The 24,560-nt window shown below is 52.7% G+C and carries 21 protein-coding genes; 18 read left to right on the forward strand and 3 right to left on the reverse strand.

What is annotated here, in order from left to right:
- Window positions 1-9 precede the first annotated feature (9 nt).
- The 6 genes from CJP46_RS10800 (at window position 10) to CJP46_RS10830 (ending at window position 7,542) form a co-directional block, all read left to right on the forward strand.
- Window positions 10-966: a 4-hydroxy-3-methylbut-2-enyl diphosphate reductase gene (locus tag CJP46_RS10800; protein WP_094595601.1), complete on the forward strand. Its 957-nt coding sequence runs from the start codon at window positions 10-12 to the stop codon at window positions 964-966.
- Between the two features lie 337 nt (window positions 967-1,303).
- Window positions 1,304-2,362 carry a 3-deoxy-7-phosphoheptulonate synthase gene (gene aroF / locus CJP46_RS10805; RefSeq protein ID WP_094595602.1) on the forward strand — a complete coding sequence of 353 codons (1,059 nt, stop codon included), beginning with the start codon at window positions 1,304-1,306 and terminating at the stop codon, window positions 2,360-2,362.
- 260 nt (window positions 2,363-2,622) lie between these two features.
- Window positions 2,623-4,047: a type I glutamate--ammonia ligase gene (gene glnA, locus CJP46_RS10810; protein ID WP_094595603.1), complete on the forward strand. Its 1,425-nt coding sequence runs from the start codon at window positions 2,623-2,625 to the stop codon at window positions 4,045-4,047.
- Between the two features lie 1,386 nt (window positions 4,048-5,433).
- A complete protein-coding gene (gene serC / locus CJP46_RS10820; protein WP_094595605.1) occupies window positions 5,434-6,522 on the forward strand; it encodes a 3-phosphoserine/phosphohydroxythreonine transaminase in 1,089 nt (362 codons plus the stop codon).
- A 99-nt stretch (window positions 6,523-6,621) separates the two neighbouring features.
- Entirely contained in the window at window positions 6,622-7,086 is a 465-nt protein-coding gene (gene trmL, locus CJP46_RS10825; protein ID WP_076170633.1) for a tRNA (uridine(34)/cytosine(34)/5-carboxymethylaminomethyluridine(34)-2'-O)-methyltransferase TrmL, read from the forward strand.
- 201 nt (window positions 7,087-7,287) lie between these two features.
- On the forward strand, window positions 7,288-7,542 hold the full coding sequence (locus tag CJP46_RS10830) for an AbrB/MazE/SpoVT family DNA-binding domain-containing protein (RefSeq protein WP_076170632.1): 255 nt from the start codon (window positions 7,288-7,290) through the stop codon (window positions 7,540-7,542).
- 335 nt (window positions 7,543-7,877) lie between these two features.
- Here the strand turns inward: CJP46_RS10830 and CJP46_RS10835 are convergent, their stop codons facing one another.
- Window positions 7,878-8,945, reverse strand: a complete 1,068-nt coding sequence (locus CJP46_RS10835) for a phosphodiester glycosidase family protein (protein WP_094595606.1) — start codon at window positions 8,943-8,945, stop codon at window positions 7,878-7,880.
- Window positions 8,942-9,349, reverse strand: coding sequence for a hypothetical protein (locus CJP46_RS10840; protein ID WP_256992296.1), 408 nt, complete (start codon window positions 9,347-9,349; stop codon window positions 8,942-8,944). The genes CJP46_RS10835 and CJP46_RS10840 overlap by 4 nt, the downstream gene beginning before the upstream one ends.
- Window positions 9,350-9,646: 297 nt before the next feature.
- Between CJP46_RS10840 and CJP46_RS10845 the strand changes: the two genes are divergently transcribed.
- Window positions 9,647-10,303: a response regulator transcription factor gene (locus CJP46_RS10845; RefSeq protein ID WP_094595607.1), complete on the forward strand. Its 657-nt coding sequence runs from the start codon at window positions 9,647-9,649 to the stop codon at window positions 10,301-10,303.
- A gap of 98 nt (window positions 10,304-10,401) precedes the next feature.
- Complete coding sequence (locus CJP46_RS10850; protein ID WP_094595608.1) at window positions 10,402-11,625, forward strand: aminotransferase-like domain-containing protein; 1,224 nt, start codon at window positions 10,402-10,404, stop codon at window positions 11,623-11,625.
- On the opposite strand, the gene CJP46_RS10855 is transcribed toward CJP46_RS10850, so the two are convergent.
- Window positions 11,622-12,398 (reverse strand): DUF2161 domain-containing phosphodiesterase, encoded by a 777-nt coding sequence (locus CJP46_RS10855; protein ID WP_094595609.1) that lies wholly within the window; start codon window positions 12,396-12,398, stop codon window positions 11,622-11,624. The genes CJP46_RS10850 and CJP46_RS10855 overlap by 4 nt on opposite strands.
- A gap of 289 nt (window positions 12,399-12,687) precedes the next feature.
- Here CJP46_RS10855 and CJP46_RS10860 point away from each other — a divergent pair, with 289 nt between their 5' ends.
- The 10 genes from CJP46_RS10860 to CJP46_RS10905 all read left to right on the forward strand — a co-directional run bounded on the left by CJP46_RS10860 (window position 12,688) and on the right by CJP46_RS10905 (window position 24,046).
- Window positions 12,688-14,583, forward strand: a complete 1,896-nt coding sequence (locus CJP46_RS10860; protein WP_094595610.1) for a PrkA family serine protein kinase — start codon at window positions 12,688-12,690, stop codon at window positions 14,581-14,583.
- A 153-nt stretch (window positions 14,584-14,736) separates the two neighbouring features.
- Complete coding sequence (locus CJP46_RS10865) at window positions 14,737-15,612, forward strand: Hsp33 family molecular chaperone HslO (protein WP_094595611.1); 876 nt, start codon at window positions 14,737-14,739, stop codon at window positions 15,610-15,612.
- Between the two features lie 45 nt (window positions 15,613-15,657).
- Window positions 15,658-16,380 carry a MerR family transcriptional regulator gene (locus tag CJP46_RS10870; protein WP_094595612.1) on the forward strand — a complete coding sequence of 241 codons (723 nt, stop codon included), beginning with the start codon at window positions 15,658-15,660 and terminating at the stop codon, window positions 16,378-16,380.
- 109 nt (window positions 16,381-16,489) lie between these two features.
- The gene (locus CJP46_RS37385) at window positions 16,490-17,497 is read left to right on the forward strand and encodes a globin-coupled sensor protein (protein ID WP_094595613.1); all 1,008 of its coding nucleotides are present in this window, start codon (window positions 16,490-16,492) and stop codon (window positions 17,495-17,497) included.
- 148 nt (window positions 17,498-17,645) lie between these two features.
- The gene (locus CJP46_RS10880; protein ID WP_094595614.1) at window positions 17,646-18,665 is read left to right on the forward strand and encodes a LacI family DNA-binding transcriptional regulator; all 1,020 of its coding nucleotides are present in this window, start codon (window positions 17,646-17,648) and stop codon (window positions 18,663-18,665) included.
- A 200-nt stretch (window positions 18,666-18,865) separates the two neighbouring features.
- A complete protein-coding gene (locus tag CJP46_RS10885) occupies window positions 18,866-19,564 on the forward strand; it encodes a response regulator transcription factor (protein ID WP_094595615.1) in 699 nt (232 codons plus the stop codon).
- Complete coding sequence (locus tag CJP46_RS10890; protein WP_094595616.1) at window positions 19,561-21,030, forward strand: sensor histidine kinase; 1,470 nt, start codon at window positions 19,561-19,563, stop codon at window positions 21,028-21,030. The genes CJP46_RS10885 and CJP46_RS10890 overlap by 4 nt, the downstream gene beginning before the upstream one ends.
- A 159-nt stretch (window positions 21,031-21,189) precedes the next feature.
- Window positions 21,190-22,293, forward strand: coding sequence for a PD40 domain-containing protein (locus tag CJP46_RS10895; RefSeq protein WP_179281124.1), 1,104 nt, complete (start codon window positions 21,190-21,192; stop codon window positions 22,291-22,293).
- An 858-nt stretch (window positions 22,294-23,151) separates the two neighbouring features.
- Entirely contained in the window at window positions 23,152-23,625 is a 474-nt protein-coding gene (locus CJP46_RS10900; RefSeq protein ID WP_094595618.1) for a MerR family transcriptional regulator, read from the forward strand.
- Window positions 23,609-24,046, forward strand: coding sequence for a hypothetical protein (locus tag CJP46_RS10905; protein ID WP_179281125.1), 438 nt, complete (start codon window positions 23,609-23,611; stop codon window positions 24,044-24,046). The genes CJP46_RS10900 and CJP46_RS10905 overlap by 17 nt, the downstream gene beginning before the upstream one ends.
- Window positions 24,047-24,560: the final 514 nt, after the last annotated feature.

Here is a 24,560-nt window from a genome sequence, read left to right on the forward strand (position 1 = left end):
GTGAAAGTCATGGAAGTGATTAAAATTTCGCCGCGGGGGTACTGTTACGGTGTCGTCGATGCCATGGTGTTGGCGCGCCAGGCAGCCCAGAACCTGGACCTCCCCCGGCCGATTTATATATTGGGCATGATCGTGCATAACAGTCATGTCACGAATTCTTTTGAAGACGAAGGGATCATCACGCTCGATGGACCGAACCGGATGGATATCCTGAAGCAGGTGGACAGCGGCACGGTTATCTTCACCGCGCACGGCGTCTCGCCGGAAGTCCGCAAGCTGGCCCGGGACAAAGGGCTTACGACCGTTGACGCGACTTGTCCGGATGTCACCAAGACCCACGATCTGATCCGCGAGAAGGTGGCGGAAGGATACGAGGTCATTTATATCGGCAAGAAGGGCCATCCCGAACCCGAAGGAGCCATTGGTATTGCGCCGGAGCATGTCCATCTGATCGAGAAGGAAGACGAGATTGCCAATCTGCACATATCTGCCTCCCGCATCATTATTACGAACCAGACGACGATGAGCCAATGGGACATTAAGGTCATTATGAAAAAGCTGCTGGAGCTGTATCCGTCCGCCGAGGTTCACAATGAAATCTGCCTGGCTACCCAAGTGCGGCAGGAAGCGGTCGCGGAGCAGGCCGGACAAGCGGATCTGGTGATCGTTGTCGGCGACCCGCGGAGCAACAACTCCAACCGGCTGGCCCAGGTTTCCGAAGAGATTGCCAACGTCAAGGCTTACCGGATTGCCGACATTACCGAGCTGAAACGCGAATGGCTCGAAGGCATATCCAAGGTGGCTGTCACATCCGGCGCGTCCACGCCGACCCCGATCACGAAGGAAGTGGTCGTATATCTGGAACAATACGATCCCGAGAATCCGGATACGTGGGAAATCAAGCGCACGGTCAATATGAAGAAGCTGCTTCCGCCCGTGAAGGCGGCAGGCGGCACCAAGGCGTAATGCCGATAAGATGAAGCAGGACTTCCGTTAATGGAAGTCTGCTTCTTTTTTTGCTTCTTACCCTTATTTCTGCTGCCGCTTAAAGCTCTGGATCCACACGGAAGAAATAGACCCGATGGGTATGGGGATGATGCCCATTTTAGATTGAGGGGTTGACGGGTGAGGGGATTTCCGATATAGTTACTTTAGTGGATAAAAGCTTAAAAGCGAAAACGCGTTTAAGCGTATTAGTAAGTGAGAGGCGAGAACGGTAGACCAAATAAAGATACCGGATCATTTGAAAATAGAATTGAAGCGTACGCAGGAGCGAGGCGCTTCATAGGAGGATGAAAAAGCCATGATCGTAATTACATCCAATACGACTCCGGAAGAACAAATTGCGGATATTGTGCGTGTGATTGAGAAGGAAGGACTGCAGGCTTCTGTTTCCAAAGGCGCAGACCGGACGGTCATTGGGCTGATCGGTCAGGTCAACCCGCAGCTTGCCGAGCATTTGCGTCAAATGAAGGGAGTAGAGAATGTAGTGAAGATTACGAAATCATACAAACTGGCAAGCCGTGATTTCCATCCGGAGAACACGGTGATCAAGATAAAAGGCGTGGAAATTGGAGGCGACGAGCTCGTCGTCATGGGAGGACCTTGCGCGGTTGAATCTCCAGAGCAGATCGACGAAATCGCAGGCCTGGTGAAGGCTGCCGGCGGACAGGTGCTGAGAGGCGGAGCCTTCAAGCCACGGACAGGACCATACAGCTTCCAAGGAATCGGCGTCGAAGGACTTATTATGATGGCTGAAGCCGGACAAAAGCATGGCCTCTTGACCATTACGGAAGTCATGACACCGGAATACGTAGACATCTGCGCCGAGTATGCTGATATTTTGCAGGTGGGCACACGGAACATGCAGAACTTTGACCTGCTTCGTAAGCTGGGAACTTGCGGTAAGCCCGTACTGCTTAAGCGTGGATTCAGCGCGACCTACGACGAGCTGCTGAATGCGGCCGAGTACATCCTTGCAGGCGGCAACCCGGACGTTATGCTCTGTGAGCGCGGAATCCGCACATTCGAAAGCTACACCCGCAATACGCTGGATTTGTCGGCTATTCCTGTGCTGCAGCAGTTGAGCCATTTGCCGGTCATTTCCGATCCGAGCCATGGCACGGGCCGCAGAGAGCTGGTTGAGCCTATGTCCAAAGCCTCGGTTGCGGCTGGTGCTAACGGCCTGATTATCGAGATGCATACGGACCCGGACAACTCGATGACCGGAGACGGCGTGCAATCGCTGTTCCCCGACCAATTCGCCGCTCTTCTTAAAGACCTGGAGAAGCTGGCGCCGATCGTTGGGCGCACGTTCAACACGTCCAAGGCGCCTGCTGAAGCTTTTAAAGTAGGGGTATAATATTTCCCTGGTAATACCGGAAAGACAACTAAGCCTGCCGGCTGATTTTCTAGTGAAAATCAGTCCGAGCGGGCTATTTGCAATTAGTGCAAATAATGTGTTGAAAAGTGTAAGGATACCTCACACCATTTTTAAAAATACCTTACATAGATATTGACGATGTCAGGTTTGAAGTTTTATAATGACGACATAAATCATTAGATACTGAACGTTTACGTTGTGAATGCGGGGAAATGTTCGGAAATTGGGAGGAAGAGAGCATGTCGGTTGAAAACGTATTAAAAACAATTCAGGAGAAAGCAATTGAGTGGGTGGATTTCCGTTTCGTAGATTTGGCTGGCCGTGCGCATCACATTTCTTTGCCTGCCTCTGAAGTGGATGAAGAAACGTTCGTGAACGGGGTTGCGTTCGACGGCTCTTCCATCGCCGGTTTCCGGGGAATCGAAGAATCCGATATGGTCATGATGCCAGATCCGGAATCGATTTTTATCGATCCATTTACCGCTCATCCGACATTGAACATCATGTGTAACATCAATACGCCGGACGGCGAGCGCTATGAGCGTGATCCACGCAGCATCGCAGCCAAAGCCGAAGAATATCTGCAGCATTGCGGCGTTGGTACGGCAGCATTCTTTGCGCCTGAATCCGAATTCTTTATTTTCGATGACGTCCGTTTCGAAAGCGGCATGAACAGCTCTTCTTACTTCGTGGATTCCGAAGAAGCTTCCTGGAACACGAACCGCAAAGAAGAAGGCGGCAACCTTGGCTTCAAAGTACGCGTTAAGGGCGGATACGTTCCTGTCGCACCTGTCGACACCCAACAAGACATCCGCAGCGAAATGTGTCGTTTGCTGGAAGAAGCCGGCCTCCGCATTGAGCGTCATCACCATGAAGTCGCCACTGCAGGCCAAGCGGAAATCAACTTCCGTTTCGATACCTTGAAGAAAACAGCGGATAACCTCTTGCTGTACAAATACATCGTTCACAACACTGCTCGTCAATACGGTAAAGTGGCCACGTTTATGCCAAAACCGATCTTTGGCGACAACGGAAGCGGCATGCACGTTCACCAGTCGATCTTCAACGGCGACGAGCCTTTGTTCTATGAAAAAGGCGCTTATGCGAACCTGAGCGAAATGGCGCTGAACTACATCGGGGGTATCCTTTACCATGCTCCGGCTCTGATCGCCATCACGAACCCGTCGACAAACTCCTTCAAACGCCTGGTTCCTGGCTACGAAGCACCGGTTAACCTCGTGTTCTCGAAAGGTAACCGTTCTGCAGCGATCCGTATTCCAGTCGCCGCTGTAACGCCTAAAGGCTGCCGCATCGAGTTCCGTACGCCGGACTCCACTGCTAATCCTTACCTGGCCTTCTCGGCCATGCTGATGGCCGGTCTGGACGGGATCAAGCGCAAAATCAATCCGGTTGAGCTCGGATACGGACCGATGGACAAAAACATCTATGAGCTCTCCGACGATCAAAAAGCGGAAATCCGCAGCGTACCGGGCACCCTGGATGAAGCACTGGACGCTCTGCAAGCTGATTACGAGTTCCTGCTGGAAGGCGACGTATTCACCAAAGAATTCATTGATAACTTCGTGAGCCTGAAGCGTGCTGAAGCGAAAGCTGTTTCGATCCGCGTTCATCCGCACGAGTACGGTCTGTACTTCGACTGCTAATTCGTATCAAGAAATGGCTGCCCTCTCCGGTCAGGAATGACTGGAGGGGCAGCCTCTTTGTTTGGGGGGACGCTGCGCGTACACCGCATTCTGAGGGACGCTCCGCAGCCACCGCATTCCTCCACTCGCGTGTTGGTGGGGGGACGCTGCGCGTACTCCGCATTCCTCCACTCGCTGTTGTTTTCCCGTTTCTTGAACTAGCCGCTATTTGCGGTAGAAACGGGAAAACAAAGGCGACCGCTGCGCTGTTCCGGAATTGCGGTGTCCGCTCCGCTAAGCAGAGGAGTAAGTGTTGGTTGTTCGGGGAAGCGGCTGGGTTGTTCAGGAAGGCAGGGCTGCAGGTAGCTCATGAAGCAACGCTGTCAGCAGCGCTCCGCAGCCACCGCATTCCTCCACTCGCGTGTTGTTTTCCCGTTTCTTGAACTAGCCGCTGTTTGCGGTAGAAACGGGAAAACAAAGGCGACCGCTCTGCTGTTCCGGAATTGCGGTGTCCGCTCCGCTGGGCAGGGAAGTAGTGTGGGCAGCTCAGGGAAGTAGTTGTGCTGGTGCTCAGGGAGACAACACGTCAGCAGCCTCTATGGAGAGGGGGATGTATCTGCCAAGGAGAGCCAAGCCTGCATGCGGCAGCATATGCCATGCCGTGCCAGCGTTCGCGTACATTCTGCGGGACGCTCCGCGTCCACCGCATTCCTCCACCCGCGTGTTGTTTTCCCGTTTCCTGAATTTAGCCGCTGTTTGCGGTAGAAACGGGAAAACAAAGGCGACCGCTGCGCTGCTCCGGAATTGCGGTGTCCGCTCCGCTGGGCAGGGAAGTAGTGTGGGCGGCGGCTAAGGGGAGCAATTGTGCTTGTGCTCAGGGAGATAACACGTCAGCAGCCTCTATGAAGAGGGTGATGTGTCTGCCAAGGAGAGCCAAGCCTGCATGCGGTAGCATATGCCATGCCGGGCCAGCGTTCGCGTCCACCGCATTCCTCCACTCGCGTGTTGTTTTCCCGTTTCTTGAACTTAGCCGCTGTCCGCGGTAGAAACGGGAAAACAAAGGCGATCGCTGCGCTGCTCCGGAATTGCGGTGTCTGCTCCGCTAAGCAGGGGAGTATGAATGGGCAGTTCGGGGAAGCGGCGAGCAAGAGTAAGACTGTTGGGAAAACTCCGGTGATGACGGCTAACGAGGTCCCCCTGGCTGGTACTGCGAATGCTGTCGATTTTTGATCTGCCATTCCCTGCGACGCTTTACTCCGCTAAATAAACTGTGTTAAAGTAAAAGATAAAAAACCAAACGTCCACAAGGCGCCATACTATGTGCTTTTTCGTACTTGATGGCCCTTGGGATTACTGCTATCATTGCCATATTATCATTCGCTATAAGAGAGAGGATGGGGAGTTGTTTTGACAAAGAGAGCATACAATTTTAACGCCGGCCCTGCCGCATTGCCGCTGGAAGTGCTGGAACGCGCACAAGCCGAGTTCGTGGATTTTCGGGGAACGGGCATGTCCATCATGGAAATGTCGCATCGCGGCAAAGTGTATGAGGAAGTTCACAACGAAGCGCAAAGCCGTTTGCTGTCTCTCCTGGGCAATCCTACGGGATACAAGGTGCTGTTTCTTCAGGGCGGTGCCAGCACTCAGTTCGCGATGGTGCCTATGAACTTTCTGACGGCCGGCAAAACCGGAAGCTACGTCCTGACAGGCAGCTGGGCCGACAAAGCGGTGAAGGAAGCGCGTTTGATCGGGGAGACGCATATTGCGGCCTCTTCGGAGAACACTAAATTTATGTCGATTCCTGATCTGAGCAGCATCGAAATTCCGGACAATGCCGCGTATCTGCATGTGACGTCGAATGAAACGATCGAAGGCAGCCAGTACCAGCAGTACCCGAATACAGGCAGCGTGCCGCTGATTGCGGACATGTCCAGCGACATCCTGTGCCGCGACTTCGATGTCAACCAGTTCGACTTTATTTATGCGGGGGCGCAAAAGAACCTCGGACCATCCGGCGTAACGGTCGTCATCGCCCGCGAAGAGCTGCTGGCCGAGTCGCCGAAGCACATTCCGACGATGCTGCGCTACAGCACGCATGCGGCGAGCAACTCTCTATACAACACCCCACCATCCTTTTCGGTCTACATGGTCAACGAAGTGCTGAAATGGATCGAAGAACAAGGCTCTCTGGCCGGAGTGGAGAAGATCAACCGGGAGAAAGCCGGCTTGATTTATGATACAATAGATAGCAGCGAAGGCTTCTACCGCGGACCGGTGGAGGCAGGCAGCCGCTCGATTATGAATATTACGTTCCGTCTTCCTTCCGAGGAGCTGGAGAAACAGTTTATTAAGGAATCGGAGCAGGAAGGTTTTGTAGGTCTGAAGGGGCACCGCAGCGTCGGCGGTCTGCGCGCTTCGATTTACAACGCCGTACCTTACGAGAACGTTAAAGCACTGGCCGATTTTATGAACCATTTTCAAAAGAATCATGGGTAATGAAATCTAACCATCCATGCGTGGAGCGCCTTTCGCCGTTTGTCGGCGAGAGGCTTTTTAAACTTGACTAGAATGTTGAATGGGAGTGAAAACAGATTTATGGCACTGCATATCGTACTTGTTGAACCTGAAATTCCTGCCAATACCGGCAATATCGCCAGAACCTGCGCTGCGACGGGAGCTCACCTGCATCTCGTGAAGCCGCTTGGTTTTCGCACCGACGACGCGACGTTGAAGCGCGCGGGCCTGGATTACTGGTATGCGGTTCATATTGAATATCATGAATCTTTTGCAGAAGTGCAGGAGATGTACGCTGGCCGACGTTTCTTCTATGCGACGACAAAAGCCGACAAACGGTACACGGACTTCCAGTTCCAGGACGAAGATTTTCTCGTGTTCGGCAAGGAAACGAAGGGACTTCCGGAGGAACTGCTTGCCGCCAACCCTGATACGTGTATGCGCATGCCGATGACGGACAAGGTCCGTTCGTTGAACCTGTCCAATTCGGCGGCGATCATCGTGTACGAAGCGCTGCGGCAGCTTGATTATCCGGGGATGGAATAAGGACTGTATTTGAATAAAATACACAGGAAAATACAGCTTCTAAAATAAAGTAATAAAATTTTGATCCGGAGCAGGATTCGACATCGTCACATCGAACTATTAGAAAAGACCCATATTTCTGGATTGGAAAGTATGAATATGATCACAGGGGGTACTTTCTAATCACTTAACATTCGATTAGTCATAGGGAGAGGTGTTGAAATGAAGCCTGCCGGTGTTGTACGCAAGGTAGATCAGCTCGGAAGAATCGTCCTGCCGAAGTCGCTTAGAAAACGTTATCAGATGAACGAAGGAGATCCTGTTGAAATTTTGGTGCAGGGAGACCACATCATACTTGAGCGTTACCGTCCGAAATGCGTATTTTGCGGTTCGATGGATGAAGTGACGGAGTTCAAAGAGCGGTATATTTGCGGCCAGTGTCAATCCGATATGCTGCAATTGCAAAAACATGCATAACTTTCATTTGGGCATCACGAATCTTCGTGGTGTTTTTCTTTTCCAAAACCTCGTCCTTGACAGGCCAGCCTTCCATGAAAAAAAGGCTCCCTATACAGGAAGCCTTTCCGGCCTTACAGTCCTTTAGTTTTATCATCGTTATACGCTGCGGTTAGGATGCCGACCAGGAACATTAGCAGCACCACCATACAAATCCAAAAAGTTAATGAGAACGACATTAAAGGCCACCTCCCGCTGAACTACCATTGCTCAATAAGCCTATTATACCCACACTTGCTGGAAAAATAAATGAATTCGTGATTTTGTTCATAATTTTTTTGGAGGTTAAGGATACCTTATTTATAAAAAAGAAAGTTGGTCGGCACCGGCCGCATGCTGCCGTCCGACGGGTGGTTGACTACCCTGCCGTTCAGCACCAGGGTCGAAGAGCCTCCGCCATCCAGATTAAAGGCGTCGATGACGCCAAGATGGAACATTTTGCTCTGCATCTCCTGGAGGGTGGCTCCCGAACTGCCGTTTTCATTGCGCCCGTCTATGACGATGATCAGCAGCTGATCGTCTTTGTAGCTCCCGATCACGGTCCGCGGCGCGCGGTTGGGAGACTGCTTCCACTTGAGCGGGATCTCTACGGGCTGGCCGTTCTTCAAGAGCACCGGCACGAAGGTCGCCCCGAATTTGGGCTGCAGACGGTCCAGATCAGATTGATTCTGGAACTTGCCGCCGATGAGCTTGCCGGTTTTGCTCAGCCCGACGAAGAACAGGTCCTTGAAGCTGGACTCGAATCCCGTGAGATACTGGCCGTTCATTACAGTGGTGCTGAGCGGATATCGCTTGCCGCTGTTGTCGGCAAATCCGCCAGCATTGATCCCGGCTACGGCGCCGTGCCGACTCACGGCCTGCAGCGTCGTTTCGGAGCTTCCCAGCTTGTCCTTGGCAAGGCTCATGCCCATAGCAGAGGGATCCTTGAGCTTCACCTTCATGGCATATCCTTTATACACTCCAGGGTTAACCTTGTAGAGCTCGATCCGGATTCGGTCACTTTCGACGCGTTCAAAAGGAACGCCGAGCTTGGACGTAATCCGCTTATTGTAGATGAGCTCGGGGCGTCCGGCTTGCGCCTGGGCCGTCGCTTCGATCGCATTCATCGCCGCGGTCGTCTGCTTGTACAGCTTGGACGTTTTGCTGATGGACGAAATGGTTACTTTCACCGTCTTGTCGGCCTTGTCCAGTTCTTTCATCAGCGAGTCGGTGTGCGGCTTGAGCGTTTCCGCCGGAACGTACTCCCCGGTATCAACCTGGATATGTAGGGGACTGAGGCTGAACAGCAAATAGATAAACAATCCAACGAACGGAGCGGTCACGAGCAGAAAAAAACGGTTCATCTGTTTCATGCTTACGTTCATTTGAGCAGATCCATCTTTTTCTGCAGCGCGTCCAGCTGTTTCTTCACTGCGTTCAGTTGGGTATACAGCTTGTTGCTGTTGTCGGTTTTGCTCGTGGCGTTATCTTTGGTGAACGTCAGCAGTTCGTTAAAGGACTGTACCTTGCTCTCCAGCTCTTTTACTTGGCCGGACAGTTCGTTAAACTGGGCCTCGTAACTCTTTTTCAAATCGTTCATTTGGCTTTCCGTACTTGCCTGAAGCTGCTTTATCATTTCCTGTTTCACATGATTGCTATATAAATAGGCAGCGCCGATGCCCAATACAATCAGCAGTATCCATATCAGCAGCACGAACTTGACGGAGGGTTGCTTTTCCCTCTTGGGCGGGTTTCCGAATGGTGCGGAAGGCCCTGTCGAAGTTTGCAATCTCATCACCTCGGTTAATGTTGATTTTTTTCCAGTCCCCATTCTATCATTACCCTATTATTTTCGCAAAAATGAATACAAGTCATAAAAATACCTAAAAATAGATTGCACGAAATAAGAGGGGTGCGATACAATCTGTTTAGACTGATAGATTTATATAATACATAACCGTTTAGCAAGCCTTGATATGAGAATAGAAACGTCTTAAAACAAGCGTTTAACGCGTTTGTGGGCGTGGGGAGAAACGCTGCTGTACTTTATATTCAATACGATCAGTACCGGGAGGTTACCATTGAAATGACGAGAGTTTGGCGGGTTGTGATTATCGATAGCCACCCCACAAGTATGCTGGGCACCAAGTTAATACTGGAGGAACGGGAGAATTTAAAGGTAACGGGGATGGCCTCAACCTGGGACGAAGGATTGGTGCTGGTGATCGAGCATCAGCCGGATCTGGTTCTGTTGGACTACCAGATGCCTGAAGGGACGGCGGAAGCACTGCTGGATAAACTGAAGAGCAGTTCTCCGGAGAGCCATATCCTCATCTTGACGGATCATGACGGCTTGAAGCTGCTGCAACCGATCATTCATCACGGGGGAAGCGGAATTTTGTCGAAGCAGGCCTCGGCCTCCCAGCTCATGCTGATGATCGACGGGCTGCGCGAAGGTTTTGCCGCCCTGCCGATTGAATGGCTGAAGCAGGGACTCTGGCAGGTGCAGGCGGCTCCTTCGACGGAAGGGGTGTTTGATCTAACCGAGACGGAAATTTTCATTATGGAACGGATCGTGCAGGGGATTACCTACGATAAGATCGCAACGGAAATTACCGTCAGCCGAAGATCCATCGATAACTATCTGCGCAAAATTTACGTCAAGCTGGGAGTGTCCACACGGGCCCAGGCGATTGAAAAATTTGCGCTGCATTCACGCCAGAAGCGAGCGGTGTACATTTGAATACGGCATAATTCCACGCGTCTGCGAATACATACTTTAGGGTTGTAAAATATATAGAGAAGACCGCACCCAATAAGTAATTAATGGGAGGAGAGACCATGCAGTATTCCTTTGCAGCCCGTACGGAGGTCATGCTGTCATCACCGCTTCATCTCATCCGGTCCTTGGCGAATCGGGAGTCCTTTATTTCTTTTGCGGAGGAGCTTCCGGCTGAAGAGCTGTTTCCCGTTTCTTCCCTGGAGGCGGCAGCGGCAGCAGTGATTTCCAATAGTCCTACGGCACTTCAGTATGGGGAGCCGCAGGGCTTTTTGCCGTTGCGCGAATGGTTGTCGGAGGACTGGAAGCGCACCAAGCAAATCGATGTCGGTCCGCAGCAGATTCTGCTGACGACCGGCGTGCAGCAGGCGATGGATCTGCTGGCCCGCGTTTACGTGGAACCGGGGGATCGCGTGCTTGTGGAAAGTCCGGCTTCGCCGGGATACTTGCAGGTGTTCAAAATGCAGGGGGCTGTTGTCATTCCGGTGGACAGCGACCAGGGCGGCCTGATTCCGGAGCATCTGCTGGAACAGATTGAACGGACGCAGCCGAAGCTGCTGGTAGCCTCACCGAATTTCTCCAATCCGACAGGGGTCCTTTGGGGCTTAGACCGGCGTAAGGAAGTGCTCGACCTGTGCAGAGAGCACAGCATATTAATTATAGAAGACAATTCTTACGGGGATCTTTATTTTGAAAAGCTATCCCAGCCGGAATTTACCAGCCAGTACCCCTCCCTGTTTGCACTGGACGGCTCGGGAAAGGGGCAGGGGGTACTCTATATCGGTTCGTTCAGCAAAACGATCGCCCCTGCTCTGCGTACGGGGTGGGCCGCCGGAAGCCGTCCGCTGATCGATATGCTTGCCGCTGCCAAGCAGCTGGCCGATTGGCAGTCCAGCACGCTGAACCAGCGCTTCCTGCACAACATGCTGGAATCGTCCGCCTTCGATATTCATGAGCATATCAAAATGCTGAACCGCGAATACGACACCCGCCTGAAGCTGATGAACGGGCTGCTGAAACGGCCGGCATGGCAGGATGCCAGCTACGTTATCCCTAAAGGGGGCATGTTTATCTGGCTTCAGCTGCCGGATGGGCTGGACAGCCTGGCCCTTTTGAAATGCGCCCTAGGCAAGGGCGCAGCCTTTCTTCCCGGCACGCTGTGCTACCCGGACGGACGGGGAAGCGGCTGGATACGGCTGAATTTCACCCATCCCGGCCGTGACGAGCTGCTGCTGGGAATGAGTCTGATCGGCGAAGCGATCGGCGAATTTACCGCGCGCAGCTAAGTCTTTTTGCGGCGTGAGGCACGCGCCGGCCTGGCCGCTTCCGCGGCGGAAGGTGAGCTGGAGGCGCCCGTTTCCAGGATGGCGGCATGACGCTCCAGATCGGCGTTGCCTGCCGGCGTCAGGAGGTAGCGGCCGCGGGAGATCCGCTGGAACCAGCCGTAATAGTTGTTCTGCAGGATGGCCGCCGCATTCGGCACGCCGCTCTTCTCCCGCAAGTGCGCGGGCGACACGCCGTCTTCCGGTGCGCCGGCGAGGGCGCTGGCCACACGAAGCGCTTTTTCCCGGTAGGCGGTCATCAGCTTGGCCCGGCTGGTGCCGCCGATGTTATAATCGCCGCTGCGTTCACGGAATTCATAGAGCAGCCGGGACTTCCGGACCTTCAACTTGCGGGTTGGGACGTAAGGCGTTCCCGGCTCGCAGAGCACTTCCACCAGCGGCTTCTTGGTTTTATAGAAGGTGACGGTAAGCAGGCCGACACCCAGCCGGCGGCATAAACCGGTGATGTCATCCCAGCGCTGGTTCACGGCACCCCGCTTGCTGCGGTTGCGTTCCACCGCTAAATATACTTGAGGGCTCAGCTTAAGGCGTTCAATTCCCTGCAGCAGCAGGGAAAGGTTGAACGTCTTTTTCATTTCCACGATCAGCGGCTCTTCTTCATCCGGATGCACGCCTACCAGATCACAGTGGCGAACTTCGCCTTTGACCTCGTAGCCCTGCCGCTCAAAAAAGGCCTTCAATGGCTCGTAAAGTTCGGTTTCATGCTGGATGGACATGTTCAGGCTCTCCTTCTGCGGGGATCCGCTTCTGAATTCTTTGTTCATTATATCATTTCATAAGGATAACCCGAATCGTAAGGGGCGGATGTACCACCCAAAAAGTCGAAGCGGCCTTGCTTTAATAGAAAAAGACAATCTGACATGGGCGAAAAAAGAGGTCAACTAATCCCACAATCCCGCATAGGTATGTAATACACTTTTTAAGAATCGATGGGAGCAGTTGACCCTTGACGCATTTTGTAGGAGTAGCTTGCGATTTCATAACCGAGTCATAGGAGGTACTTGCATGGATATTTTCGAACGCGTAGCGGCATATCGGGCAGAGAGCGATCAACTGGCATGGAATGGCACCTTTAAAGAATACATCGACCTTCTTCGTCAGGACCCATCACCGGCGATGACGGCGCATGCCCGCGTCTATGACATGATCAAATCATACGGCGTGGAAGAGGTCAACGGCCATAAACGTTATAAATTTTTTGAGCAGGAAATTTTCGGGCTGGATCGTGCCATTGAAAAGCTGGTGGAGGAGTACTTTCACTCCTCGGCCCGCAGGCTCGACGTCCGCAAACGGATTTTGCTGCTGATGGGCCCAGTCAGCGGCGGGAAATCGACGATCGTTACCCTGCTGAAGCGGGGACTTGAGAAATTTTCCAGAACGCCGCAGGGCGCGGTATTTGCTATTGACGGCTGTCCAATGCATGAGGAACCGCTGCATCTCATTCCCCTGGAACTGAGATCTGAGGTAGAAAAAGAACTGGGCGTCCGAATCGAAGGCAATCTATGCCCTTCCTGCCAGATGCGCCTGAAGACCGAATACGACGGCGATATCGAGAAAATGCCCGTAACCCGGGTGCAGATCTCGGAAGATAGCCGTGTCGGTATCGGTACATTCAGCCCTTCGGATCCGAAGTCCCAGGACATCGCCGACCTGACCGGCAGCATCGACTTCTCCACGATTACGGAATACGGCTCGGAATCCGACCCTCGCGCCTACCGGTTCGATGGAGAGCTTAACAAGGCCAACCGCGGTCTGATGGAATTCCAGGAAATGCTCAAATGCGACGAAAAGTTTCTGTGGAACCTGCTCTCGCTTACGCAGGAAGGCAATTTCAAGGCCGGCAGATTCGCGCTCATTTCCGCTGACGAACTGATCGTTGCGCACACGAACGAATCCGAGTACAAAGCCTTTATCGGCAACAAGAAAAATGAGGCGCTGCAGTCCCGGATGATCGTCATGCCGATTCCTTATAACCTGAAGGTATCGGATGAAGAGAAGATTTACGGCAAGCTCATTTCGCAAAGCGACATGAAGCATATCCATATTGCGCCGCATGCGCTGCGTTCCGCCGCGATCTTCTCTATATTGACCCGTCTCAAGGAGACGAAGAAACAGGGAATGGACCTCGTCAAAAAGATGAGAATGTACGACGGCGAAGAGATCGAAGGCTATAAAGAAGCAGATTTGAAGGAAATGCAGTCCGAATATTTGGAAGAAGGCATGTCTGGCGTCGATCCGCGGTATGTCATCAACCGGATTTCCAGTGCTTTGATTAAGCAGGACCTTCAATGCATTAACGCGCTGGATGTGCTGCGGGCCATCAAAGACGGCCTTGACCAACACGCCTCCATTACGAAGGACGAACGGGAGCGTTATCTGAACTTCATTGCGGTGGCGCGGAAAGAATACGACGAGCTGGCGAAAAAAGAAGTGCAGAAGGCCTTTGTCTATTCTTTTGAGGAATCGGCCAAAACGCTGTTCGAGAATTATCTCGATAACATCGAGGCGTTTTGCAACTGGACGAAAATCCGCGATCCGCTGACCGATGAAGAGATGAACCCGGACGAAAGGCTGATGCGTTCCATCGAGGAGCAGATCGGCGTTTCCGAAAATGCGAAGAAAGCATTCCGCGAAGAAATCCTTATCCGGATATCGTCTTATTCCCGCAAGGGCAAAAAGTTCGAATACCATAACCATGACCGTTTGCGCGAAGCGATCGAGAAGAAGCTCTTTACGGACCTCAAGGATATCGTAAAAATTACGACGTCGACCAAAACGCCGGATGCCGCCCAGCTTAAGCGGATTAACGAAGTGAGCAAACGGCTGATCGACGAGCACGGCTATTGCCCGGTATGCGCGAACGAGCTGCTGCGCTACGTGGGAAGTTTGCTGAACCGGTAATCAGCCCGGTCCCATAGTTTATTCCAGAGGCAAAATGGCTCCTGATCATATTCGGGGGCCATTTTTTTCTTTTTCATTTCAGGGACTTGAACCTCACGTAACGTTAGGAAGTATGATGTGGGGATATAACCATCGCTGAAAGGAATGTAGAGAATGAAGAGCAGCTGGATTGCAAAATCGATTGCGTTTGACGGAAAAGTGCGTATCATTTTTATGGATAATACCCATTTGCTCCAAGAAATCTTTAATAGAAGAAACATGAGCCCGGTTATGATGGAGGCATTGGGCAGAACGGTATCGGCGGCAGGGCTGATTGCAGGCCTTTTAAAAGATCCGCAGCATATGAGTCTGAAGATCCGTACAAGCAGCGCCGGCTTAAACATATTTGCGGATGCGGATGCAACCGGTAACGTTCGGGGATACCTGAGTGAAGAGTGGTCCCATTTGCCGACGGACCGCGTATCGCTTGGGGAGATTATTGGGAGCAGGGGTACCATGCACGTGGTGCAGGAAACAGGAATGAACCGTATGTTCACTGGAATTACGGATATGCCTTACGCCAATATAACGGACGATATTTCTCATTATTATGGCCAAAGCGAACAAACACCGACGTGGGTCACCTTAAACATTTGCATCGATCATCAGAAGCAGCGGGTAACGTCATCCAGAGGAATGCTGGCGCAATTGCTTCCAGGCGGGTATCCGGGTCTTATGCAGCAAGTTAAGGAAACGGTGGGCAGGAGCGACTTTATGCTGGGCAGCCACCAACAATATGAGGCGCATCATGAGCTGCTTCCAAGCCTGCCGGGTGGAGGGGCGATTCTGGAAACTAAATCTCTGCAATGGTACTGTGAATGTTCAAAGGAAATGCTTTGCGGCCTGCTGCTGAGCCTCGAACGGGAAGAGCTGATCAATTTCGTCCTGCAGGCTGAGCCGGCTGAAGTGGTCTGCAACCACTGCGGGGAAACCTATGAATTTAGTCCGACCGAGATCCAGAACTTGTTGAACACTTCGCAAGGGAGATGAAAGGCCCATGAATCGCTTATCAAACGTACAGAAAGGATCAAAACCATGAAAACCTGGAAAGTTGGGGAAATCGCCCACTTAACCGGCCTTACCGTCAGGACGCTTCACCATTATGACGAGATTGGCTTATTGCATCCGTCACTAACGTCGGAAAAAGGACACCGCTTGTACGTAGAGAACGATCTGATGCGGCTTCACCATATCATTTTGCTTAAACAATTGGGAATTTCGCTGGAGGAAGTGAAGCGATCGATCACCGATCCGGAATTCGACCCTTTACATTTGATTGAACACCAGCTTGCACGCATCAATGAACAAATACAAATACAGCTGGAATTAAGAGATCGGTTGAACGATATTTACAGCTTGATGCAGCACGGACAGCCTGTTGACTCCGCTCGGTTCACAGAAGTCGTGCAAATGATCAATATAAGCCGGAGCAAGCATTTTACCCGGGAGATGGCAGGGGAAATCCAGCGGAATTATACTTCTTTGAATTCAGAACAAATGAAGGAGAAGGATGAGGAATTCCGGACGCTGATTTCCGGGTTCCGATCCGAAATGGAGAAAGGAACGCCGGAGCGCGATCCTGTCGTTTTAGATCTTGCAAGACGATGGAAGAGCTGCATCCAGGATGCAGCGGGTGATTATGACCTGTTGAGCCGGTCGGCAGAAAGCTATTACCGGGAACACTCCAGCCAGGCCCTCCATTTTGGAATGGACCCCGAGTTATACCAATTTATTCGTAAAGCCGTACTAAATATATAAGTCGTACGCCCTATATTTTAGTTGTTTAGTCGTCGAAATAGACTATAATAGACAAAGTTAGATTTATAAAAATTGGTATAACCAGGGAATTTTAAAGGAGCCATTATACATGATTCAAGTATCGGAAGCGCGGCGCAAGCAGCTGAAATTTATTGGACTGACGGAAAAGGATTTGGAGATTTTGCGGGGACACCAGCCCGTATTCAGCAAGGTGGTCGATGAAGTCGTCGACCATTTTTATCGGCATATCACGTCGGAGCCGGAGCTTATGCGCATCATTGAACGGAAAACGACGATCGACAGGCTGAAGACGACCCAGCGGGAATATTGGCTGTCACTGGCCGAAGGGATGATTGACGAGCCGTTCCTGGAGAAAAGAATCGCCATCGGACTGGTGCACTCGCGCGTTGGCTTGAACACGGATTATTATCTCGGCAGCTACATGGTTTATTTGGATATCGCCGTGGAGCTGTTCAAGAAGACCATTCCCGATCGCTGGATCGAGGTGATCCATCCGCTGACCAAGATGTTCAACCTCGATTCGCAGTTGGTTCTGGAAGCTTACGATATGAAGGAAAAGGAAAAGATCCAAGAGCTTGCCGACGACCGGGAGCAGGTGCTCCGGGCGGTGACCGAAGTCGTTCAGCAGCTGACCGGCATGATCGCCGAGCTGAACGAAAGCGCCGGCCAAATCGCCGAGACGGCCAAAGTGACGGCGGCTTCCCAGGACATGGCCCATTCGCTGATGGACGAGCTGCAGGAAGACGTCACCCAAATCGAGAACATGGGCGGCCTGATCAAAGGCATCGCGGACCAGACGCATCTGCTCGGACTGAACGCGGCGATCGAGGCGGCGCATGCCGGGGATTCCGGCAGAGGCTTTGCCGTCGTGGCCGGTGAAGTGCGCAAGCTCGCGGCCCATTCGCAGGAGGCGCTGGAGACGATCCAAGATAAAGTATCGGGAATCATGGTAAGGCTGGAGAGCGTACAGCAGGAAACCCGGCAGACATCGGTTCATGCCCGGGCGCAGGCGGAGAGCTCCCAGGAATTGGCGGCTTTCGTGAAGACGATCGAGAAGCTGACGCTGGATCTGGCGGAAATTCAGAAGCACCAGTAAAGCGGAAAAACAGCCCTTGAGGAAGCTTATTTGTACCAGTACCTCATCATTCGCCATTCAGGTATAATAGATTCGTCATCATGAATATTAGAAATCTTAAATTTTTTGAATTGATTGGCAACTGATTTGTATTTGAGGTGATTGCATAGTGGCTTCCATTCATGATGTGGCGAAAGAGGCTGGAGTATCGGTCGCAACCGTTTCCAAAGTCATTAATCATTATCCGGACGTCAGTGATAAAACAAGGAAAAAAGTAAGATCGGCGATTGAGCTCCTTCGTTACCGGCCCAATGCCATTGCGCGCGGACTCGTGACCGGGAGATCATGGACCGTGGGGGTGCTGATCAACATTCCCTTTACGAACCCGTATGTGGCCGAGCTGCTGGAAGGCATCAAAACGGCGCTGGAGAACAGCGGTTACGATCTCATGAGGCTGTCTGCCCGACTTAACGATGACAATTATTCTTTTATCGACCACTGCGAGAGCAGAAACCTGGATGGAGTTGTCATCTTCGGCGTGGAGCAGGATCATCGGATTATCGGCGAATTGATCCGCTCCGATATCCCTACCATGTTTGTGGATACGGATGTGATGGGGAACCGGGTCGGAAATATTACATCGGATAACGTGAACGGCGTTCATATGGCCGTCTCCCATCTGTACGGGCTGGGTCACCGGGATATCGCCTATATCGCCGGAACCCTCGGTCATACAGTAGCCGAAAGGCGGCTTTATGGATACAAGCAGGGTCTTTCGGATTGTTCGATCGAATTCAGGGACAGGTATTTGGAAGTATGCGACTATTCTTTTGAAGGCGGCATAGTGGCCATGCGGAAGCTCCTTCATCTTCAGTTTCCTCCGACGGCTGTCGTATGCACCTCGGATATGGCTGCGATGGGGGCGATTCATGAGATTGAAGCATGGGGGTTATCCGTTCCCGGGGATATTTCGGTTGTCGGGTTTGACAACATTTTTGAGGCCAAGGTGTTTAAGCCGACCCTGACGACCATCAACCAGAACATTCATAATATCGGCGCCAGGTCGATTGAGCATTTGATTTCCATGATCGAAAATCCGGAGTACTCGCCGCCAGAAATTATGGAGCCGGCCAGCCTGATTATCCGCCAGTCGACCGGCAAAGTGAAGGTTTCTGAGGATCCATCGTGATAAAATAGGGGAAGGGATGTGCCGGGCAGGCATGTCCCTTTTTGCGTCCTGTCTGGTGATCTATGATTGCCGCTGACGTCCGAGTGATGAAAAGGGCAGAGGCCCTGCGTCAATAAATGTTGTGAATGGTGCACAATATCTTATAATGATAGGAAATCAGGCACCGCCATAATCAACGGATGAAAGTGACGTGATAGTCGATGGAGGAAAAGAGAGTTCTGGTAACCGACGATGAGCCGAGCATCCGCAGTGCGATTTCCTATGCGCTCAAACGGGAGGGGTTCGTAGTCGAGACGGCGGCGGACGGTGAGGAAGCGCTGCAAAAGGCGGACGCTTTCCGCCCGGATATGCTGGTGCTGGACGTCATGATGCCCAAGGCGAACGGCTATGAGGTATTGCGTAGGCTGGAAAACCGCAAGGGACTCGGCATTTTGATGCTGACTGTTAAAAACGATATCGTCGACAAGGTGCTGGGATTGGAGCTTGGGGCCGACGATTTCATGACCAAACCGTTCGATATCCGCGAGCTGGTGGCGCGGGTAAAATCAATCGTCCGCCGACTGGATAAAGTGGAAGAACCCGCGCCTGCGCCGGATGGAAAAAAAGCCGTGCTTGGGCAGCTGACCGTTCATGCCGCCAAACGTACGGCGGAGGTCGGCGGCAGACTGCTGGAGCTGACGCCGAAGGAATTCGATCTCCTGTCGCTGCTCGTGTTCCACCCTGGACGGGTGTACACCCGGGAGGATCTGCTGGATCTCGTATGGGGGATGGAATATGCCGGAGGGACCCGAACGGTGGACATTCATATCCAGCGGCTGCGGAAAAAGCTGGGCGACGCCCACTATATGCTGCAGACGGTATACGGAATCGGTTATAAGGCGCTGGAGGAAGGCACATGAGCCTCAGCCTGAAATGGAAGTTTCCGCTGTTCCTGGCGGTGCTGCTGGTGTTTACGACCGGCGTGCTCAGCTGGCTCGTGCTCAGCGGAATCCAGACCAATCAGCGCGAACAGATGGAAGAAAGCCTGCAGCGGCAGGCCGACGTGGCCGAAATGAGGGTCAAACAGGATTATTTGACGGGCGAGCGGCTGAAACCGGTCGATTTTATGGGAAAACAGGGGCAGGAACTGGCCGTGGATCTTGGCATTTCCACCAACATGCGGGTGATTCTGTACGACGCGAAGGGCCAAGAGGTGGGCAATTCCCTGCCCCTGGCGGAGAAACCGGATGTAGGGGATGCCCTGCCTTATGCACTGAAAGGTAAAATCGCCTACATTACCGAGGCGGACTCCCTGATCTATCTGGCCCCGATTCAGGGGCCAGACGGCATGCTGGGAGTTGTCCAGCTCCATACTTCATTGAAGGCGCAGCATGAATTTTATAACCGGATGGTGTACCGGTTAGTGTGGACAGGCGGCATTGTTTTGCTGCTGAGCTTCATTTTGGGATTTATTTATGTATACCGTCAGGTCAGGGATATTGTGAAGCTGAAGGCGGAGGCGGACCGGATCTCCCGCGGAGAGTATCCGGAGCACTCCCCGCTCCGGCGGAAAGACGAACTCGGGCAGCTCGGAACCGGCATTCTGCATATGAGTCATGACATCAAAGGGCATATGGCCGCGCTTCAGGAGGAAAAGCAGCATCTGCAGCTGGCGGTGGAGAAGCTGCAGGCGCTCGAGCAGCAGCAGAAGCAGTTTATCAATAACGTGAGCCACGAGTTTAAAACGCCGCTGACGTCGATCCAGGCATATACGGATTTGCTGGGCATGTACGGCGACGATCCGCAGCTGATCGATGAAGCGCGCGGCGCCATCGCCAAAGAATCCGAGCGGTTGTATCAATTGGTCGAAGACGTATTGCGGCTGTCTCTGCTGGAGAAGTACGATTTTGAATCCCAGGCGGAAGAGGTGGAGCTTGCGGATCTGCTGCGGGATGTCGTATCCCGGATCAGCGCCAAGGCCACCAAATACGATTTAACGATACAGACCGATCTCGTGCCTGCCCGGCTGTGGGGAGACCGGGATCATTTCATTCATATATTTATGAATCTGCTGGATAATGCGATCAAATACAACCGGCCCGGCGGCCGGATTGTCATTCAAAGCCGGGCTCCGGGAGATGAAGTGAGCGTATCGGTCCGAAACACGGGACGGATCATTCCGCGGGAATGGTGGGCGCATCTGTTCGAGCCGTTCTCCACGCTGCATCAGGACCGCGCCCGCTCCACCGGCGGAACGGGCCTCGGCCTACCGCTGGCTTCCCAGCTTGCGGAGAAGCAGGGGGGCCGGCTTGAAATTATCCGCTCGGATCCGGAGGAAACCGAATTTACCGTTACGTTTCCGCGGCATTCCAGCCGGGAGACCTAGGAGAACATAAGCCGATGTTCCTCCCCCAGGGGATTAACCATGCTTTTAGCTGAAGCGTATTTTTATATAAGTTTACAACTTGGAAACATTTTGACGTATGTCTGACATTATTGGGGTGTAGGATGGGGGTAAGAAATCAGGGAAGGGATGAAACTCCAAATGAAACGACATAAACTACTTCCTCCAGTGATCGGCGTGATGATGGCAGGTGCGCTTTTGGCCGGATGCGGTTCTCCGCAAAACGATGCAAGCCGGGAGGTCATCGACAAACCGGGCAAGCAGATCACTGTCATTGATACGGCGTCCGAGGGCCGGAAGAATACCGGGGAAGTCCAGGTAGAACAAATCGAAAAACTCAAAGACGTGTACGGTCGAACTTGGTTGTCGGACCACGAAGCCATCGTGGAACGAAACAATGTGCTGATGATCCATGACTTTGAATCCAATATTGAACGCAAGTTGACGGAAAACCCGGGCACGGCCGGTCAATATTTGGCCGCGGCATCGCCGGATGGGGCGCATGTCTTTTTTACGGGAGGTAACCCTAAAGACAAGTACGATATCGGGGGTTATCTTCTGGATGCGGCTGCCGGAAAGGTAACGAAAACGGGAGCGTTCTCCATGCTGTCCGATATGTTCTGGACCGATAACGATCATGTCCTTGTCAGCACGGATGACAGCAAGCTTCAGCTGATCGATCTTCAGGGTAAGCGCACTCCGGTCAAATTCTCCGATCCGGAGCTGTCCGACAACGTGCCGGGCATGGCCAGCAAAGCGGGGGACCGTTACTATTATTTGGGCGTCCACGAAGGCTACTCCGTGTTGAAGTCGTTCACGGCATCCGCGCCTGAGGCCAAGACGATCCAGGAAGGCGTCGTGACGTTCAGCCTGTCGCCGGACGGCAGCGCGATCGCCCTGGAGAAACGTGAGTGGAACACGACCAAGGACGCTGAGCTTCAGCTCATCGATGCCAGCGGCAAGAAGCTTGGAACCGTGGCCAAAGGAACGCTCCTCGGCCGGCCGAGCTGGTCGCCGGACGGCAGCAAAATCGCCTTCTCGGTGTACACCGAAGGCGAGCAGGGCATGAAAGGCATGTACGTGTTCGACAAGGCGAGCGGCAAAACGACGCCGCTGTCTACGGAGATCCAAGCCTATGACTCCCCGGCCGTCTGGAGCCCGGACGGCAAGTCGCTGATGGTGTACCAGACCGTGAACGAAGGCGAAAAGTCGTATAACGTGACGTACGTCATCCATTTGAAGTGATCGCCGCGGTCAGCGGCGGAGCGGGTGCGTGCAATGCGTGCTGCTAAGCCCGCTGCGCGTGCGGATCATGCCTCCGATCGCTGTTGCCCCCGAATTTTTGGGGAATGGGGTAGAAGGTAAAAATTCGGGGACAAAGGCGACCGCTAACGCTTCTCCGGCATGATTCCGCCCGCTCCGCTGCTGCCAGCGGCGAGTGGGGGAGTAAGGTCCTGGCGGTGGCTGTGCATCACCGCCAGGACGTTAGTGGGTGCGGGTAAGTGCTCCGATGCAGGGCAACGCTGGCCGTAGGAACCAGGGACGTCGCTGGGGCGGGCTGCTGAGCAGGCTTCGCAGGGCGGCGTTGCTTCTAAGCAGAACTACGCGCACAGAGCGTTCGGCGGATGAGTGCATGCGTGCTGCTAAGCCCGCTGCGCGTACGGATCATGCCTCCGATCGCTGTTGCCCCCGAATTTTTGGGGAATGGGGTAGAAGGTAAAAATTCGGGGACAAAGGCGACCGCTAACGCTTCTCCGGCATGATTCCGCCCGCTCCGCTGCTGCCAGCGGCGAGTGGGGGAGTAAGGTCCTTGCGGTGGCTGTGCATCACCGCCAGGACGTTAGTGGGTGCGGGCAGTACTTCGATGTAGGGCAAAACGCTGGCCGTAGGAACCGGGGACGTCGCTGGGCGGGCTGCAAGGCGACGGAGCTCATATTTAGAAATAAGCCACCACTCAATGTGGTGGCTTTTTTTGTATAGTTAGCGAATCCCACCGCCTGGAGAACTTCAATGAATGGAAGTAGACTGGTTCTTGAAATTGTTGAGGAAAAAATAGGGGAAATGACTTGACCTTGGAGGCTGCTCCAATGTTATTTTGAATTCATGGAAAAACTTTATTCTATACAAGAAGTTTCACGGATACTTGGAATCCCGAAGGATACGCTCCGCTACTATGACCGTATTGGAATTGTCACGCCGTCTCGGGAACACAATCGATACCGGAGGTACTCGAAGAACGACCTCATCGACTTGATGAACATTCAAATTATGCAGTATGCAGACTTTTCTCTTGACGAAATCAAGGGGAAGTTTGGGTTTCACAGGATGGAGACAGTAGACCCTGCATACTGCCAGGAAGTTGCGGCGTTCCTCGATGCCAAGAATGCAGAGACGCGTAAAAAGATTGACCATCTTCAGAAGGTCAGTCAGCTGCTCGACGTAGCTGCCGAAACGTTAAGAGACTTCAACCACGAAAGAGACCAGCGGCTGGCAGAGATCGTTCGCGAAATTTACCAGGATATCCGTAAGAAGGAAACGGAAATTTTCGAGGAGGGATGTGATGGGCATCAGGGTTAGCAATGTTTATTACTTGATTGCAGGCATTCTTGCGGTACTGTTTGCCGTTACGCACGCATGGAACGGGCAATCCGCTGTTCTTCCGACGCTCGAGGTAAATGCAATAACCATGGATACACGGACGGTATTCATGTATGTTTGGCATATCATCACGGCGGAAAATCTGGTCTTCGGGATCGTGTTCATTCTGATGTCATTCCAAGGCGATCGAGCAAAGGTCCGGTTTACTGCATGGATGATCGTGTCGATTCTGATTGTCCGGCTGATGGTCATTCTTGGCATAACTGCATTTCAAAACGCTTCAGCTCTTATGGATACGTTAATCGATTCGATTGCCATCGTAGTTTATGTCGCCTTCATCATCCTAGGTATACGGATGAAGCCGAAAAAAGCTCGAAGGTCAGACGCTACATTTCAGTAGGGGGACTGAGGAGTAAGGTCCTTTATGTGGCGGTGCTGCGGCACCAGGACGTTTACAGGCACGGGATTATGCTGAGGATGCAAGAGCCATTGGTGAATGCGTTGTAAGCAGTATCGGTTAGTTTAGCGTCGGGGCATCACCAAGTAAGCTTCCTAGCACGGATAGCTGACGCTATGTAGAACGAACTGCAAGGTGTTAATGGGTTCGTGCATGTTGCCTGACGCTACCGGAAGTGTGCATGCCGTGTGTCGGACGAAATTACCCCGAATGAGTATCAAGGGTGTTCGGACTATTCCTTACAAATCAAAAAAGCCTCTCAAGCGTGCATGGCAGAGTTTACCATGCAGCTCGGGAGGTTTTTTGCCGCAGAGGTTTCTATTGAGAGGTATTGGATGTTATTCACACATACCGGGATTACACACGCACCGGGATTGCACGCACCAGCGGAGAGGACGGAATCGTTCTGGAGAAGCGGCAGCGGTCGCCTTTGTCCCCGGATTTCCACCCTGGCCTG

It is taken from the genome of Paenibacillus sp. XY044, from assembly GCF_002257645.1.
GTDB lineage: Bacteria > Bacillota > Bacilli > Paenibacillales > Paenibacillaceae > Paenibacillus_AQ.